General features: G+C 68.9%; 13 protein-coding genes. 12 read left to right on the top strand and 1 reads right to left on the bottom strand.

What is annotated here, in order from left to right:
* The first annotated feature begins 4 nt into the window (after window positions 1-4).
* From SPR02S_RS38330 to SPR02S_RS38275, 12 genes are all read left to right on the top strand, one after another.
* Window positions 5-1420, top strand: a complete 1416-nt coding sequence (locus SPR02S_RS38330; protein WP_019062326.1) for a UDP-N-acetylmuramoyl-tripeptide--D-alanyl-D-alanine ligase — start codon at window positions 5-7, stop codon at window positions 1418-1420.
* Entirely contained in the window at window positions 1417-2490 is a 1074-nt protein-coding gene (gene mraY, locus SPR02S_RS38325) for a phospho-N-acetylmuramoyl-pentapeptide-transferase (protein WP_063746293.1), read from the top strand. Before SPR02S_RS38330 ends, mraY begins: the two co-directional genes overlap by 4 nt.
* Window positions 2472-3905, top strand: coding sequence for a UDP-N-acetylmuramoyl-L-alanine--D-glutamate ligase (gene murD / locus SPR02S_RS38320; RefSeq protein WP_174447588.1), 1434 nt, complete (start codon window positions 2472-2474; stop codon window positions 3903-3905). The genes mraY and murD overlap by 19 nt, the downstream gene beginning before the upstream one ends.
* 21 nt (window positions 3906-3926) lie before the next feature.
* Window positions 3927-5294, top strand: a complete 1368-nt coding sequence (gene ftsW / locus SPR02S_RS38315) for a putative lipid II flippase FtsW (protein WP_019062323.1) — start codon at window positions 3927-3929, stop codon at window positions 5292-5294.
* 6 nt (window positions 5295-5300) lie between these two features.
* Window positions 5301-6392, top strand: a complete 1092-nt coding sequence (gene murG / locus SPR02S_RS38310) for an undecaprenyldiphospho-muramoylpentapeptide beta-N-acetylglucosaminyltransferase (RefSeq protein ID WP_019062322.1) — start codon at window positions 5301-5303, stop codon at window positions 6390-6392.
* A gap of 25 nt (window positions 6393-6417) precedes the next feature.
* On the top strand, window positions 6418-7212 hold the full coding sequence (locus SPR02S_RS38305) for a cell division protein FtsQ/DivIB (RefSeq protein ID WP_019062321.1): 795 nt from the start codon (window positions 6418-6420) through the stop codon (window positions 7210-7212).
* 277 nt (window positions 7213-7489) lie between these two features.
* Entirely contained in the window at window positions 7490-8677 is a 1188-nt protein-coding gene (gene ftsZ, locus SPR02S_RS38300) for a cell division protein FtsZ (RefSeq protein WP_019062320.1), read from the top strand.
* The gene (pgeF, locus tag SPR02S_RS38295; protein ID WP_019062319.1) at window positions 8674-9402 is read left to right on the top strand and encodes a peptidoglycan editing factor PgeF; all 729 of its coding nucleotides are present in this window, start codon (window positions 8674-8676) and stop codon (window positions 9400-9402) included. Before ftsZ ends, pgeF begins: the two co-directional genes overlap by 4 nt.
* A gap of 6 nt (window positions 9403-9408) precedes the next feature.
* Window positions 9409-10128 carry a YggS family pyridoxal phosphate-dependent enzyme gene (locus tag SPR02S_RS38290; protein WP_019062318.1) on the top strand — a complete coding sequence of 240 codons (720 nt, stop codon included), beginning with the start codon at window positions 9409-9411 and terminating at the stop codon, window positions 10126-10128.
* A gap of 128 nt (window positions 10129-10256) precedes the next feature.
* Entirely contained in the window at window positions 10257-10898 is a 642-nt protein-coding gene (locus SPR02S_RS38285; protein WP_019062317.1) for a cell division protein SepF, read from the top strand.
* A 50-nt stretch (window positions 10899-10948) separates the two neighbouring features.
* Window positions 10949-11239 carry a YggT family protein gene (locus SPR02S_RS38280; RefSeq protein WP_019062316.1) on the top strand — a complete coding sequence of 97 codons (291 nt, stop codon included), beginning with the start codon at window positions 10949-10951 and terminating at the stop codon, window positions 11237-11239.
* A gap of 52 nt (window positions 11240-11291) precedes the next feature.
* Window positions 11292-12533 carry a DivIVA domain-containing protein gene (locus SPR02S_RS38275; RefSeq protein WP_019062315.1) on the top strand — a complete coding sequence of 414 codons (1242 nt, stop codon included), beginning with the start codon at window positions 11292-11294 and terminating at the stop codon, window positions 12531-12533.
* A 205-nt stretch (window positions 12534-12738) separates the two neighbouring features.
* Here the strand turns inward: SPR02S_RS38275 and ileS are convergent, their stop codons facing one another.
* Window positions 12739-15885, bottom strand: coding sequence for an isoleucine--tRNA ligase (gene ileS / locus SPR02S_RS38270; protein WP_019062314.1), 3147 nt, complete (start codon window positions 15883-15885; stop codon window positions 12739-12741).
* Window positions 15886-16121: the final 236 nt, after the last annotated feature.

Genomic DNA, 16121 nt, shown 5'->3' with positions numbered 1-16121 from the left:
ACTTGTGATCGCCCTCTCCCTCGCCGAGATCGCAGAAGTCGTCGGCGGGCAGACGCACGACATACCGGATCCGTCCGTCCAGGTCACCGGCCCGGTGGTCCGCGACTCCAGGGAAGTGGAACCAGGCAGCCTCTTCGTCGCCTTCGTCGGCGAGCACGTCGACGGCCACGACTTCGCGAACGCGGTGGTCGAGGCGGGCGCGGTGGCCCTCCTGGCGTCCCGCCCGGTCGGCGTGCCCGCGATCGTCGTGGACGACGTCCAGAGCGCCCTGGGCGCCCTCGCCCGTCATGTCGTACGACGGCTCGGCGCGACCCTCGTCGCCCTCACCGGCTCGGCGGGCAAGACCAGCACCAAGGACCTCATCGCCCAGGTGCTCGCGCGCAAGGCGCCCACGGTGTTCACGCCGGGATCGTTGAACAATGAGATCGGGCTGCCGCTGACCGCGCTGAGCGCCACCGCCGAGACGAGGTTCCTCGTCCTGGAGATGGGCGCCCGCGGCATCGGTCACATCCGCTACCTCGCGGATCTGACGCCCCCGCAGATCGGCCTCGTCCTCAACGTCGGCACCGCCCACATCGGCGAGTTCGGCGGCCGGGAGCAGATCGCGCAGGCAAAGGGCGAACTCGTAGAAGCGCTCCCTTCAGTTGAGGATGGCGGCGTCGCGGTCCTCAACGCGGACGATCCGCTCGTACGGGCCATGGCGTCCCGTACGAAGGCGAAGGTGATCCTTTTCGGAGAGTCCGGCGAAGCGGACGTACGGGCCGAGAACGTGCGACTCACGGACAGCGGACAGCCCGCCTTCAGGCTCCACACACCCTCCGGTGCAAGCGACGTGACCATGCGCCTGTACGGTGAGCACCACGTGTCGAACGCGCTCGCCGCGGCCGCCGTCGCCCATGAGCTGGGCATGTCCGCATACGAGATCGCCACCGCGCTCTCCGAGGCGGGCTCCCTCTCCCGCTGGCGGATGGAGGTCACCGAGCGACCGGACGGCGTGACCATCGTCAACGACGCCTACAACGCGAACCCCGAGTCCATGCGAGCCGCCTTGCGCGCGCTCGCGGCCATGGGCAAGGGGCGGCGGACCTGGGCGGTGCTCGGCAAGATGGCCGAGCTCGGGGACGAGGCGCTCGCCGAGCACGACGCGGTCGGACGGCTGGCCGTCCGGCTCAATGTCGGCAAGCTCGTCGCGGTCGGGGGCAGGGAAGCGTCCTGGCTGCAACTGGGCGCATATAACGAGGGTTCGTGGGGTGAGGAGTCGGTGCACGTGTCCGACGCACAGGCGGCGGTCGACCTGTTGCGCAGCGAGTTGCGCCCGGGAGACGTCGTTCTCGTGAAGGCGTCCCGGTCGGTCGGTCTGGAGAGCGTGGCGCAGGCGCTCGTCGAGACCGGTGCCGAGGGTGGGGTCGATGCCCGATGATGAAGCAGATCCTGTTCTCGGGCGTCATCGGTCTCTTCCTGACGCTGGTCGGTACCCCGCTGCTGATCAAGCTGCTGGCCCGCAAGGGCTACGGCCAGTACATCCGTGACGACGGCCCGCGCGAGCACGCCAGCAAGCGCGGTACGCCGACCATGGGCGGTATCGCCTTCATCCTGGCGACGGTTGTCGCCTACTTCCTTTCCAAGGTCATCACCGGCTACCCCCCGACCTACTCGGGGCTGCTGGTGCTCGGCCTGATGTGCGGTATGGGGCTGGTCGGCTTCCTCGATGACTACATCAAGATCGTCAAGCGGCGTTCGCTGGGCCTGCGGGCCAAGGCGAAGATGGCCGGCCAGCTGATCGTCGGCATCAGCTTCGCGGTCCTCGCGCTGATGTTCCCGGACTCCCGCGCCAACACCCCGGCCTCGACGAAGCTGTCGTTCATCACGGACTTCGGCTGGAAGATCGGCCCGATCCTGTTCGTGATCTGGGCGCTGTTCATGATCCTCGCGATGTCGAACGGCGTGAACCTGACGGACGGTCTGGACGGCCTCGCCACCGGCGCCTCCGTCCTGGTCTTCGGCGCCTACACCTTCATCGGTGTCTGGCAGTTCCAGGAGTCCTGCGCCAACGCGCAGACCCTGACCAACCCGAACGCCTGCTACGAAGTGCGCGATCCGCTCGATCTCGCGGTCATCGCCTCCGCGCTGATGGGTGCCTGCCTCGGCTTCCTGTGGTGGAACACCTCGCCGGCCAAGGTCTTCATGGGGGACACGGGTTCGCTCGCCCTCGGCGGTGTTCTCACCGGTCTGGCGATCCTCTCCCGCACGGAGCTGCTCGTCGCCATCATGGGTGGCCTCTTCGTCCTCATCACCATGTCGGTGGTCATCCAGGTCGGCTCCTTCAAGCTCACCGGCAAACGGGTCTTCCGAATGGCCCCGCTCCAGCACCACTTCGAACTCAAGGGCTGGTCCGAAGTGCTCATCGTGGTCCGCTTCTGGATCATCCAGGGCATCTGCGTGATCGTCGGCCTGGGCCTCTTCTACGCGGGATGGGCAGCGGAAAAGTGACCGATGGGCAGGGGCTCTCCTTCGAGGGCAAGCACGTCACCGTCGCCGGGCTCGGTGTCTCCGGCATCCCGGCGGCCAAGGTCCTGCACGGCCTCGGCGCGCTCGTCACGGTCGTCAACGACGGCGCCGACGAGCGCTCCCGGGCCCAGGCGGCCGACCTGGAGGCGCTCGGCATCACCGTGCGCCTCGGCGATGGTGCGACCCTGCCCGACGGCACCGAACTGATCGTCACCACCCCCGGCTGGCAGCCCGACAAGCCGCTGTTCACGGCGGCCCGGGCAGCCGGGATCGAGATCTGGGGCGACGTAGAACTCGCCTGGCGCCTGCGCGGCCCCGAAGCGGCCCCCTGGCTCGCCGTCACCGGCACCAACGGCAAGACCACCACCGTCCAGATGCTCGCCTCGATCCTGAAGGCGGCGGACCTGCGCACGGCGGCGGTCGGCAACATCGGCGTCTCGGTCCTGGACGCCGTACTCGGGGACGAGGAGTACGACGTCCTCGCCGTGGAACTGTCGAGCTATCAGCTGCACTGGGCGCCCTCGCTGCGTGCCCACTCCGCGGCCGTTCTCAACCTGGCGCCCGATCACCTCGACTGGCACGGCTCGATGGAGGCGTACGCCGCCGACAAGGGCCGTATCTACGAAGGCAATCGGGTCGCCTGCGTCTACAACGTCGCCGACAAGGCCACCGAGGAGCTGGTCCGCGAGGCCGACGTCGAGGAGGGGTGCCGGGCGATCGGTTTCACCCTCGGCAGTCCCGCGCCGTCCCAACTCGGCGTCGTGGACGGCATTCTGGTGGACCGCGCCTTCGTCGAGGACCGGCAGAAGAACGCGCAGGAACTCGCCGAGGTCGCGGACGTCAATCCGCCGGCCCCGCACAACATCGCCAACGCCCTTGCCGCCGCTGCCCTCGCGCGCGCCTTCGGGGTGCCCGCCAAGGCCGTACGGGACGGGCTGCGGGCCTTCACGCCCGACGCGCACCGCATCGCGCACGTGGCCGATGTGGACGGTGTCGCGTACATCGACGACTCCAAGGCCACCAACACCCATGCGGCGGAAGCCTCGTTGGCGGCCTACGAGTCGATCGTGTGGATCGCGGGCGGACTCGCCAAGGGTGCGACCTTCGACGAACTCGTCGCCAAGTCGGCGAAGCACCTTCGGGGTGTCGTGCTGATCGGCGCCGATCGCGCGCTGATCCGCGAAGCCCTCGCGCGACACGCGCCGGAAGTACCCGTCGTCGACCTCGACCGGACCGACACTGGGGCGATGCTCGCGGCTGTCCAGGAGGCACAGCGGCTCGCCGCCGCCGGCGACACGGTGCTGCTCGCCCCGGCCTGCGCCTCCATGGACATGTTCGCCAACTACAACAAGCGCGGTGACGCGTTCGCCACGGCGGTTCGCGAACTCGGCGCCTGACCGACGCAAGCGGAGGCGCTGATGCCCAGTAGCCGTACCGGCCGGCCGCCCGTGCAGCAGCGGACCCCCAGACGTCCCGCAGCCGCCAGGACCGTCCGCGACAACCCCGTACGACGGCTCTACGCCAACGCGCGCCGGGCCTGGGACCGTCCGCTGACGGCCTACTACCTGATCGCAGGCGGCAGCGTGCTGATCACCGTGCTGGGTCTGGTGATGGTCTACTCGGCCTCCCAGATCACCGCACTCCAACTCTCGCTGCCCGGCTCGTATTTCTTCCGCAAACAGTTCCTCGCCGCCTGTATCGGCGGGGTCTTGGCGCTCGCCGCGTCGCGGATGCCGGTCAAACTCCACCGGGCGCTGGCCTATCCGATCCTCGCGGGCGCCGTCTTCATGATGGCGCTGGTGCAGCTGCCGGGGATAGGGATGTCGGTCAACGGCAACCGCAACTGGATCTCGCTCGGCGGCTCCTTCCAGATCCAGCCCAGCGAGTTCGGCAAGCTGGCCCTCGTCCTGTGGGGCGCCGATCTGCTCGCCCGCAAGCAGGACAAGGCGATGCTGTCCCAGTGGAAGCACATGCTGGTGCCGCTGGTGCCGGTCGCGTTCATGCTGCTCGGGCTGATCATGCTCGGCGGCGACATGGGTACGGCGATCATCCTCACCGCGATCCTGTTCGGCCTGCTCTGGCTGGCCGGTGCGCCCACCCGGCTCTTCGTCGGCGTTCTCTCGATCGCGGCCGCTATCGGTGTGATCCTCATCAAGACCAGCCCCAACCGCATGGCCCGGCTCGCCTGCATCGGCGCCACCGAGCCCAAGACCGGGGTCGCCGACTGCTGGCAGGCCGTGCACGGGATCTACGCGCTCGCATCCGGCGGGATCTTCGGCTCCGGGCTCGGTGCGAGTGTGGAGAAATGGGGTCAACTCCCCGAAGCCCACACCGACTTCATCTTCGCCGTCACCGGTGAGGAACTGGGTCTGGCGGGCACACTGTCGGTGCTCGCCCTCTTCGCGGCTCTAGGCTATGCGGGTATCCGCGTGGCCGGACGCACGGAGGACCCCTTCGTCAGGTATGCCGCGGGAGGCGTGACCACCTGGATCATCGCTCAGGCGGTGATCAACATCGGTGCGGTGCTCGGCCTGCTGCCGATCGCCGGCGTCCCGCTCCCGCTGTTCTCCTACGGGGGTTCCGCCCTGCTGCCGACCATGTTCGCCATCGGGTTGCTGATCGCCTTCGCGCGCGACGACCCCGCTGCGCGGGCGGCGCTTGCGATGCGGCAACCCCGCTTTGGTAGAAAACGGGGGGGCAGGGGACCCGGTTCCGGCCGGAGTCCCCGCAGATGGAACACGATGCGACGGCGTGCCTCGGCGGCGCGTTCGTCCGGAGAGCGGTGAATTTCGGTGCATGTCGTACTCGCCGGTGGGGGGACCGCCGGCCACATCGAGCCCGCGCTCGCCCTCGCGGACGCCCTGCGCAGGCAGGACCCCACTGTGGGGATCACGGCCCTGGGCACGGAGCGCGGCCTTGAGACCCGTCTCGTACCCGAGCGGGGCTACGAACTCGCGCTGATCCCCGCCGTACCCCTGCCGCGCAGGCCCACCCCCGAACTGATCACCGTGCCGGGCCGGTTGCGCGGCACCATCAAGGCGGCCGAGCAGATCCTGGAGCGCACCAAGGCGGACTGCGTCGTCGGCTTCGGCGGCTATGTGGCGCTGCCCGGCTATCTCGCGGCCAAGCGCCTCGGGGTGCCGATCGTGATCCACGAGGCCAACGCCCGGCCCGGGTTGGCCAACAAGATCGGCTCGCGCTACGCGGCCCGGGTCGCCGTCTCGACCCCGGACAGCAAGCTGCGCGACGCCCGTTACATCGGCATCCCGCTGCGCCGCTCGATCGCCACCCTGGACCGCGCGGCCGTACGGCCCGAGGCCCGGGCCGCGTTCGGGCTCGACCCGAACCTGCCGACGCTGCTGGTCTCCGGCGGCTCGCAGGGCGCCCGGCACCTGAACGAGGTGGTCGAGCGGGTCGCGCCGTACCTCCAACAGGCCGGAATCCAGATCCTGCACGCGGTCGGCCCGAAGAACGAACTGCCGCAGGTGCACCAGATGCCGGGGATGCCCCCCTATATCCCGGTACCGTACGTGGACCGGATGGACCTCGCGTACGCCGCGGCCGACATGATGCTCTGCCGTGCGGGCGCGATGACCGTCGCCGAACTCTCCGCCGTCGGACTCCCGGCCGCCTACGTCCCGCTGCCCATCGGCAACGGCGAACAGCGGCTGAACGCCCAGCCGGTGGTCAAGGCCGGCGGCGGACTCCTGGTCGACGACGCGGAACTGACGCCCGAGTGGATCCAGGGCAACGTCCTGCCCGTGCTCGCCGATCCGCACCGGCTGTACGAAATGTCGCGCGCGGCAAGCGAGTTCGGCCGCCGGGACGCCGACGACCTGCTCGTCGGCATGGTGTACGAGGCGATCGCCTCGCGGCACCGCTAGCCATATGTGAGAGAGGCAGGGGATCGTGGCCGGACCGACGACCGCCGAGCGCGGTGAACGCCAACAGGAGTCGTCCGGCCCGCCCCTTGTCCGGCGCCTGGGACCGCGGCGCCTTCGTCTGATTGTCGTACTCGCCCTCGCCGCAGTCCTGTTGGGCACCGCGGCGGTCTGGCTGCTCTACGGCTCGCAGTGGCTGCGGGTGGAGAAGGTGTCGGTCTCCGGGACCAAGGTTCTGACGCCGGAGCAGGTGCGCGAAGCGGCCGACGTTCCGGTCGGCGGACCGCTGATTTCCGTCGACACCGATGCGATCGAAGCCCGACTCCGCAGGAAATTGCCCCGAATTGACGCGGTTGACGTAGTCCGTTCCTGGCCTCATGGAATCGGGCTGAAAGTGACCGAACGCAGCCCGGTTCTGGTGGTGAAAAAGGGCGGAAACTTCGTCGAAGTGGACGCCAATGGCGTGCGATTCGCCACTGTTTCCACGCCGCCGAAGTCCGTCCCCACCCTCGAATTGACGCTCTCTCAATCGGGTTCGTCCGCGGCCAGCCTGCGCCGCTTCGACGAGGACCGGCTCGTGCGCGAGGCGGTGAAGGTCGCGGGTGGCATTCCGGCCGCGGTCGCGCGGGACACCCAAGTCGTCAAGGTCCGTTCCTACGACGACATCTCGCTGGAGTTGAGCGGTGGCCGGACGGTCTCTTGGGGAAGTGGCGACAAGGGCGCGGCGAAGGCGCGTACGCTCACCGCTCTCATGAAAGCAGCTTCCGGCGCCCGGTACTTCGATGTAAGTGTTCCCACCGCCCCTGCGTCAGCCGGGAGTTGACGCACATTCGCGCAGGCCAGCACCCTGGTTGGGCAGCGCTACGGCTGATCACATAGGGTGAAAAGAAAAACGGGAGGTTCGGCGTGTTCGTTGAACGTGCGCCACTTGTCGACTTAGTGTCCTGTTCAGAAGACTTCAAGGAACGGACACACTGGTAACCCTAAACTTCAACGTTAGGGTTCGGGTCGGCGCTACGGACCGTCCCATTCGACATCCGTCGTCGGATCGCGGAGCACCGCGATCGGCGACACGTAACTCGAGGCGAGAGGCCTTCGACGTGGCAGCACCGCAGAACTACCTCGCAGTCATCAAGGTCATCGGTGTCGGCGGCGGTGGTGTCAATGCCATCAACCGGATGATCGAGGTCGGCCTCAAGGGCGTCGAGTTCATCGCCATCAACACCGACGCGCAGGCGCTGTTGATGAGCGACGCCGACGTCAAACTCGACGTCGGCCGCGAACTCACCCGCGGACTCGGCGCCGGCGCCAACCCGGCCGTCGGCCGCAAGGCCGCCGAGGATCACCGCGAGGAGATCGAGGAGGTCCTCAAGGGGGCCGACATGGTCTTCGTGACGGCCGGTGAAGGCGGCGGCACCGGCACCGGCGGCGCGCCCGTCGTGGCGAACATCGCACGCACCCTGGGCGCCCTCACCATCGGCGTGGTCACCCGCCCGTTCACCTTCGAGGGACGGCGCCGGGCCAACCAGGCGGAGGACGGCATCGCCGAACTCCGCGAAGAGGTCGACACCCTCATCGTCATCCCGAACGACCGGCTGCTGTCCATCTCGGACCGCCAGGTCTCGGTCCTCGACGCCTTCAAGTCGGCGGACCAGGTCCTGCTCTCCGGCGTCCAGGGCATCACCGACCTGATCACCACGCCCGGCCTGATCAACCTCGACTTCGCCGACGTCAAGTCCGTGATGTCCGAGGCCGGTTCGGCCCTCATGGGCATCGGCTCGGCCCGCGGCGACGACCGCGCGGTGGCGGCGGCCGAGATGGCGATCTCCTCGCCGCTCCTCGAAGCCTCCATCGACGGCGCCCGCGGCGTCCTGCTGTCCATCTCCGGCGGCTCCGACCTCGGCCTGTTCGAGATCAACGAAGCGGCCCAACTGGTCAGCGAGGCAGCCCACCCCGAGGCCAACATCATCTTCGGCGCGGTCATCGACGACGCCCTCGGCGACGAGGTCCGGGTCACCGTGATCGCGGCCGGCTTCGACGGCGGCCAGCCGCCGACCCGCCGTGAGACGGGCTCGAGTTCGTCCTCGGCCCGCCGCGACGAGCCGACTCCGGTACGGCAGGAGAGCCGTCCGTCCTTCGGCTCGCTCGGCAGCGTCAAGCCGAAGGAGGAGCCGGAGCACGCTCCGGAGCCGGTCGCCGACCTCCCGGTCGCCCCGCCGGTCCCGCCGTCGCGGACCTACTCGGACAGCGCCGCCGAGGAGCTGGACGTACCGGACTTCCTGAAGTGATAGGACAGGTCGACACCGTGAGCGGCGCGCACTTCGCCTTCACCGACAGGTGGGGCGGGGTGAGCGCCGTTCCGTTCGAGGAGCTCAACCTCGGCGGCGCGGTCGGCGACGACCTCGAAGCGGTACGTACCAATCGCGAACTGGCCGCCAAGTCACTGGGGTTGGACCTGGCGCTGGTGGTCTGGATGAACCAGGTGCACGGCGCGGACGTGGCGGTCGTCGAGGGGCCCTGGGGCTCCTCGGACGTCCCCTCTGTCGACGCGGTCGTCACCGCCCGGCGCGGCCTCGCCCTCGCCGTGCTGACCGCCGACTGCACCCCGGTCCTGCTCGCCGACCCGGTCGCCGGGATCGCGGGCGCGGCCCACGCCGGACGCCCGGGCATGGTGGCCGGGGTCGTTCCGGCCGCAGTGGCGGCCATGGTGGAACTCGGCGCCGATCCCGCCCGGATCATCGCCCGCACCGGACCCGCCGTCTGCGGCCGGTGCTACGAAGTGCCCGCGGACATGCGCGCCGACGTCGCCGCCGTGGAACCCGCGGCGTACGCCGAGACGAGTTGGGGCACTCCCGCGGTCGACGTGACCGCCGGAGCGCACGCGCAGCTAGACCGGCTCGGGGTGCGCGACCGGGAGCAGTCGCCGGTGTGCACCCGTGAATCGGGCGACCACTTCTCGTACCGCCGCGACCGGACGACCGGGCGGCTGGCGAGCTATGTCTGGTTGGACTGATCGGACATGACGGACCGTAAGCAAGAAATCGCCGTGAATCTGGCGAGAGTCGAGGAGCGCATCGCCGCCGCCTGCGCGGCGGCCGGGCGGAAGCGCGAAGAGGTGACCCTGATCGTGGTCACCAAGACCTATCCGGCGAGCGACGTACGAACGTTGGCCGAACTCGGTGTGCGTCATGTCGCCGAGAACAAGGACCAGGACGCCGCCCCGAAGGCCGCCGACTGCGCGGATCTGCCGCTGAGTTGGCACTTCGTCGGTCAGTTGCAGACCAACAAGGTGCGATCCGTGGTCGGTTACGCCGATGTCGTGCAGTCGGTCGACCGTTCCCGGCTCGTCACCGCGCTGTCGAAGGAGGCCGAGCGGTCCGGGCGCGAACTGGGCTGTCTCATCCAGGTCGCGCTCGACGCGGGAGTGAGCGGGCGGGGCGAGCGGGGTGGCGTAGGGCCGGGCGGGATCGGGGAGTTGGCCGATCTCGTCGCCGGGGCTCCGGGGTTGCGGCTCGACGGTCTGATGACCGTCGCTCCGCTCACCGGCGAGTACGCCGGACGCCAACAGGAGGCGTTCGGCCGGTTGATGGATTTGTCGACTGACCTGCGCCGAGCCCATCCTGCTGCGAACATGGTGTCGGCAGGGATGAGTGCGGACCTCGAACAGGCCGTGGCAGCCGGAGCGACACATGTACGCGTCGGCACTGCGGTACTCGGCGTGCGCCCCAGGCTCGGGTAACGTCGCCAGGAAGTCGGACCACAGTAGAAAATATGGTCAATGCCCCCGAAAGTGGGCGTAACGACCTCGTGGATCGCGGGCACTTGGCAGTCGTCAGCCGATCCACCACAGAGCGGAGGACTCAGAGCATGGCCGGCGCGATGCGCAAGATGGCGGTCTACCTCGGCCTCGTGGAGGACGATGGGTACGACGGCCGGGGTTTCGACCCCGATGACGACTTCGAACCCGAACTGGACCCGGAGCCCGAGCGGGACCGTCGACGGCACGAGCCGTCGCACCAGTCACACAGCCCGCATCAGTCTCAAAGGGACGAACCGGTACGAGTGGTGCAGCCTCCGGCCCCTCGCGAACCGGTGTCCCATTCCGCTTCACTGGGTGCGGAATCAGGGCGTCCGGCGCGTATCGCGCCCGTGGCATCCATCACACAAGAACGCCAGTCCCTGGAGAAGAACGCACCGGTGATCATGCCCAAGGTCGTGTCGGAACGAGAGCCTTACCGGATCACCACACTTCACCCCCGGACCTACAACGAGGCCCGTACCATCGGGGAACACTTCCGTGAAGGCACCCCGGTGATCATGAATCTGACTGAGATGGATGACACAGACGCCAAGCGACTTGTCGACTTTGCGGCCGGTTTGGTGTTTGGTCTTCACGGCAGCATCGAGCGGGTGACGCAGAAGGTGTTCCTGTTGTCGCCTGCTAACGTCGATGTCACGGCGGAGGACAAGGCCCGCATCGCAGAGGGCGGGTTCTTCAATCAGAGCTGAGACAGACAGCCGCTAGGAAGCACGGAACAGGGGAGAGGGAAAGACAGACCATGAGCGTGTTCGCGCAGGTGATCTACATCGCGCTGATGGTGTTCCTCATCGTGCTCATCTTCCGGTTGGTCATGGACTACGTCTTCCAGTTCGCCCGCTCATGGCAACCCGGCAAGGCGATGGTGGTCGTTCTGGAGGCCGCCTACACTGTCACCGATCCACCGTTGAAGCTTCTACGGCGGTTCATCCCGCCGTTGCGTCTCGGGGGCGTGGCGCTCGACCTGTCCTTCTTCGTCCTGATGATCATCGTCTACATCTTGATCTCTATCGTGGGCAATCTCGCGAGGTGACAGTGGACGATACGGTCTTGCCGACTGCCGATGACTACGTTGAGGTGAAGAGATGCCGTTGACCCCCGAGGACGTGCGGAACAAGCAGTTCACGACCGTCCGCCTCCGAGAAGGCTATGACGAGGACGAGGTCGATGCCTTCCTCGACGAGGTCGAAGCCGAACTGACGCGTCTGCTGCGCGAGAACGAGGACCTGCGCGCCAAGTTGGCCGCGGCCACGCGCGCAGCCGCCCAGAACCAACAGAACATGCGCAAGCCCCCCGAACAGGACCAGCAGCAGGGCGGCATGCAGCAAGGTGGCATGCAGCAAGGCGGCATGCAGCAGCAGGGGATGCCCCAGCAGGGCATGCCCCCGCAAGGCATGCGCGGTCCGGGTGGCCCGGTGCCCGCCGGCATATCGGGCCCGCCGCAGCAGATGGGCGGCCCCATGGGCGGCCCGCCCCAACTGCCGAGCGGTGCCCCGCAGTTGCCCGCAGGCCCCAGCGGCCAGGGCCAGGGCGGCCCGCAGGGTCAGGGTCCGATGGGACAGGGCCCCATGGGTCAGGGTCCGATGGGCCAGGGTCCGATGCAGGGCCAGATGCAGCAGATGGGCCAGGGCCCGATGCAGGGTCAGATGGGCGGCCAGCCCCCCATGCAGCAGCAGATGGGCGGCCCGATGGGCGGACCCATGGGTGGCGGCATGCCGCAGCAGGGCCCCGGTGGCGACAGCGCCGCCCGTGTCCTCTCGCTGGCCCAGCAGACCGCCGACCAGGCGATCGCCGAGGCCCGTTCCGAGGCCAACAAGATTGTCGGCGAGGCCCGTTCGCGCGCCGAGGGTCTTGAGCGTGACGCCCGTGCCAAGGCCGACGCCCTGGAGCGGGACGCGCAGGAGAAGCACCGCGTCGCGATGGGCTCCCTGGAGTCCGCCCGCGCCACGCTGGAGCGCAAGGTCGAGGACCTGCGCGGCTTCGAGCGCGAGTACCGCACGCGTCTGAAGTCCTACTTGGAGTCCCAGCTGCGTCAGTTGGAGACCCAGGCCGACGACTCGCTGGCCCCGCCGCGTGCTCCGGCCGCCGCGTCGCTTCCGCCGTCCCCGGCGCCCTCGATGGCCCCGGCCGGCGCGAGCGCCCCGTCGTACGGCGGCCCGCAGGGCATGGGTGGCCCGGCTCCGGCCGGCCCGTCCTACGGCGGCCAGCAGCAGATGTCTCCGGCCATGACCCAGCCGATGGCGCCGGTACGGCCGCAGGGCCCGTCCCCGATGGGTCAGGCTCCGTCGCCGATGCGCGGGTTCCTGATCGACGAGGACGACAACTGACCGGCCTTTAGTACGCCTTGGGCGTCGGCAGCGTTCAACAGGGCGGGGCCCCGGATTTCGATCCGGGGCCCCGCCCTTTTTACGCGGGTTGAGCGCTGGATCACGTGAGTTGACCGTTGGCTCAGGTGAGTTGGCCGCCGTTGGGCGTGAGAAAAGGGCCCGGCCTCCACGAAGGAGGCCGGGCCCTTTCGGGTGCCGGTGGTGCTCAGACCTTGTGCAGGCGGAACACCAGGGACAGGCCCTCGTCCGTGAAGGGGGTGCCGTAGGTGTCGTCCGCCTCGCCCTGGGCGAAGTCCGTGGCGAGGACCTCGTCGGCGATCAGGGCCGCGTGCTCGGACAGGGCCGCGATGACCGCCGGGTCGGTCGAGGTCCAGCGCAGGGCGATCCGGTCGGCCACGTCCAGGCCGCTGTTCTTGCGGGACTCCTGGATCAGCCGGATCGCGTCACGGGCCAGGCCCGCCTGGCGCAGCTCCTCGGTGATCTCCAGGTCGAGGGCGACCGTCGCCCCCGAGTCGGAGGCCACGGACCAGCCTTCGCGCGGGGTCTCTGTGATGATCACCTCATCCGGAGCCAGCGTGATGGTCTCGCCGTCCACCTCGACGGTCGCCGTGCCCTCGCGCAGGGCGAGGGACAGCGCGGCGGCGTCGGCGTTCGCCACGGCCTTCGCGACGTCCTGGACGCGCTTGCCGAACCGCTTGCCCAGGGCGCGGAAGTTGGCCTTCGCCGTGGTGTCGACCAGCGAGCCGCCGACCTCGCTCAGCGAGGCGAGCCCCTCGACGTTCAGCTCCTCCGTGATCTGCGCGTGCAGCTCCCGGTCCAGGGCGGCGAAGCCCGTGGCCGCGATCAGCGCGCGGGACAGTGGCTGGCGCGTCTTGACGCCCGACTCCGCGCGCGTGGCCCGGCCCAGCTCCACCAGGCGCCGTACGAGGACCATCTGCTTGGACAGCTCCGGGTCGATGACGGACAGGTCCGCCTCCGGCCACGAGGACAGGTGGACGGACTCCGCGGCGCCCGGAGTCACCGGGACGATCAGGTCCTGCCAGACCCGCTCGGTGATGAACGGGGTCAGCGGGGCCATCAGCTGGGTGACCGTCTCGACGACCTCGTGCAGGGTGCGCAGCGCGGCCTTGTCGCCCTGCCAGAAGCGGCGACGGGAGCGGCGGACGTACCAGTTGGACAGGTCGTCGACGAACGCCGACAGGAGCTTGCCGGCGCGCTGGGTGTCGTAGGACTCCAGAGCCTGCGTCACCTGGTCGGTGAGCGCGTGGAGTTCGGACAGCAGCCAGCGGTCCAGGACCGGGCGGTCGGCCGGGGCCGGGTCCGCCGCGCTCGGCGCCCAGTCGGAGGTGCGCGCGTACAGGGCCTGGAAGGCGACCGTGTTCCAGTACGTCAGGAGGGTCTTGCGGACGACTTCCTGGATGGTGCCGTGGCCCACGCGGCGTGCCGCCCACGGGGAGCCGCCCGCCGCCATGAACCATCGCACCGCGTCCGCTCCGTGGCGGTCCATCAGCGGGATCGGGTCCAGGGTGTTGCCCAGGTGCTTGGACATCTTGCGGCCGTCCTCGGCGAGGATGTGGCCCAGGCAGACCACGTTCTCGTACGAGGACTTGTCGAAGACCAGGGTGCCGACGGCCATCAGCGTGTAGAACCAGCCGCGGGTCTGGTCGATCGCCTCGGAGATGAACTGCGCCGGGTAGCGGGACTCGAAGAGTTCCTTGTTCTTGTGCGGGTAGCCCCACTGCGCGAACGGCATCGAACCCGAGTCGTACCAGGCGTCGATGACCTCGGGCACGCGCGTGGCGGTTTCGCCGCACTGGGGGCAGGCGAAGGTGACCGCGTCGATGAACGGGCGGTGCGGGTCCAGGCCGGACTGGTCGGTGTCCGTCAGCTCGGTCAGCTCCGCGCGGGAGCCGACGACCGTGAGGTGGTTGTCCTCGCAGCGCCAGATCGGGAGCGGGGTGCCCCAGTAGCGGCTGCGGGACAGCGCCCAGTCGATGTTGTTGTTCAGCCAGTCGCCGTACCGGCCGTGCTTGACGGTGTCCGGGAACCAGTTGGTGTTCTCGTTCTCCTGGAGGAGGCGGTCCTTGACCGCTGTGGTGCGGATGTACCAGGAGGGCTGCGCGTAGTACAGGAGCGCGGTGTGGCAGCGCCAGCAGTGCGGGTAACTGTGCTCGTACGGCACGTGCTTGAAGAGCAGGCCGCGGTCCTTGAGGTCCTCGGTGAGCTTTTCGTCGGCCTTCTTGAAGAAGACACCGCCTACGAGCGGGACGTCCTCGGCGAAGGTGCCGTTCGGACGGACCGGGTTCACGACCGGCAGGCCGTACGCGCGGCAGACCTTGAGGTCCTCCTCACCGAAGGCGGGGGACTGGTGGACCAGACCCGTGCCGTCCTCGGTCGTCACGTACTCGGCGTTGACGACGTAATGCGCCGGCTCCGGGAACTCCACGAGCTCGAACGGACGTTGATACGTCCAGCGCTCCATCTCGGCGCCGGTGAAGGTCTCACCGGTGGTCTCCCAGCCCTCGCCGAGCGCCTTGGCGAACAGCGGCTCGGCGACGACGAGTTGCTCTGCGCTGTCGGGGCCCTTCGTCGCGACGACGTAGGTGACCTCGGGGTGGGCGGCGACGGCCGTGTTGGACACGAGCGTCCAGGGGGTCGTCGTCCACACCAGGAGCGCGGCACGGCCGGCCAGCGGACCGGAGGTGAGCGGGAAACGGACGTACACGGAGGGGTCGACGACCGTCTCGTAGCCCTGCGCCAGCTCGTGGTCCGAGAGGCCCGTCTGGTCGCGCGGGCACCAGGGGGCGACGCGGTAGTCCTGGACCAGCAGACCCTTGTTGAAGATCTCCTTGAGCGACCACCAGACCGACTCGATGTACTCGGGGTCCATCGTGCGGTACGGGTCCTCGAGGTCCGTCCAGTACCCCATGCGGGTCGTGAGCGCCTCGAAGGCATCGGTGTGCCGGGTCACGGACTCGCGGCACTTGGCGTTGAACTCGGCGATGCCGTACGCCTCGATGTCCTGCTTGTCGGTGAAGCCCAGCTCCTTCTCCACCGCCAGCTCCACCGGGAGGCCGTGGCAGTCCCAGCCGGCCTTGCGGCCCACGTGGTAGCCGCGCATGGTCCGGAAGCGGGGGAAAACGTCCTTGAAGACGCGCGCCTCGATGTGGTGGGCGCCCGGCATGCCGTTGGCCGTGGGCGGGCCCTCGTAGAACACCCACTCGGGGCGCCCCTCGGACTGGTCCAGGGTCTTGGCGAAGATCTTCTGCTCGCGCCAGAAGTCGAGCACGGCGTGCTCGAGCGCGGGCAGGTCGACCTGGGCGGGCACCTGGCGGTACGTCGGCGTTGTCATCAGCGAGCTTCCTCCGGCGGACTTTCTGCCTTCCGTCCGGAGGGACGAGAGCTACGACTTTCCGTACGCCGTGTGCGGCGCGCTCCCGCGGTACCACCCTCCTTGGCTCCCCGGTGCGTCCAGCGCACCAGTGAGCCCCCTCATTGGGGTCGCGATACCGGGTCTACTCGCCACGGCCGGTCGGCTGCGGCTTTCTTCCGGCGGCTCCGGGGTGATCTTCACGTCGTGCCGGCCCC

Source organism: Streptomyces prunicolor NBRC 13075 (assembly GCF_000367365.1).
Taxonomy (GTDB): domain Bacteria; phylum Actinomycetota; class Actinomycetes; order Streptomycetales; family Streptomycetaceae; genus Streptomyces; species Streptomyces prunicolor.
The sequence above is the reverse complement of the archived record's forward strand: the minus strand, read 5'-3'. Positions and strand labels throughout refer to the sequence as shown.

Bases quoted from the DNA above. Each gene is read 5' to 3' on its own strand.
- SPR02S_RS38280 (WP_019062316.1), top strand. From the start codon at position 10,949: ATGAGCGTGTTCGCGCAGGTGATCTACATCGCGCTGATGGTGTTCCTC.
- ileS (WP_019062314.1), bottom strand. From the start codon at position 15,885: ATGACAACGCCGACGTACCGCCAGGTGCCCGCCCAGGTCGACCTGCCC.
- ftsW (WP_019062323.1), top strand. From the start codon at position 3,927: ATGCCCAGTAGCCGTACCGGCCGGCCGCCCGTGCAGCAGCGGACCCCC.
- murD (WP_174447588.1), top strand. From the start codon at position 2,472: ATGGGCAGCGGAAAAGTGACCGATGGGCAGGGGCTCTCCTTCGAGGGC.
- mraY (WP_063746293.1), top strand. From the start codon at position 1,417: ATGATGAAGCAGATCCTGTTCTCGGGCGTCATCGGTCTCTTCCTGACG.
- SPR02S_RS38275 (WP_019062315.1), top strand. From the start codon at position 11,292: ATGCCGTTGACCCCCGAGGACGTGCGGAACAAGCAGTTCACGACCGTC.
- SPR02S_RS38285 (WP_019062317.1), top strand. From the start codon at position 10,257: ATGGCCGGCGCGATGCGCAAGATGGCGGTCTACCTCGGCCTCGTGGAG.
- SPR02S_RS38290 (WP_019062318.1), top strand. From the start codon at position 9,409: ATGACGGACCGTAAGCAAGAAATCGCCGTGAATCTGGCGAGAGTCGAG.